Source organism: Halomonas sp. ND22Bw, assembly GCF_003011945.1.
Taxonomy (GTDB): Bacteria; Pseudomonadota; Gammaproteobacteria; order Pseudomonadales; family Halomonadaceae; genus Halomonas; species Halomonas halophila.
Genome location: NZ_PXWD01000983.1, coordinates 1 through 267, shown reverse-complemented (window position 1 = coordinate 267; position 267 = coordinate 1). Strand labels below are relative to the sequence as shown.

The window sequence follows — 267 nt, the reverse complement described above, 5'->3', positions numbered from 1 at the left end:
CCGCTTCTGCCAGCAGCACGGCGTCGAACGCGAGGACAGCAGGCTCATCGAGTTCCTGGTGACCGAACACCTCACGATGAGCACCGTGGCGCAGAAGCAGGACCTGCGCGACCCCGACGTGATCGCCGCCTTCGCCAAGCGTGTGGGCAGCGAACGCTACCTGACCGCCCTGTACCTGCTGACCATCGCCGACATCCGCGGCACCTCGCCGCGCGTGTGGAATGCCTGGAAGGGCAAGCTGCTCGAGGACCTGTACCGCTACACCTC

General features: G+C 66.3%; 1 protein-coding gene. It reads left to right on the top strand.

Annotation, left to right across the window (positions count from 1 at the left end):
* The coding region (locus CVH10_RS21110) for a hypothetical protein (protein WP_219924939.1) at positions 1 to 267 on the top strand (267 nt) is incomplete at both ends.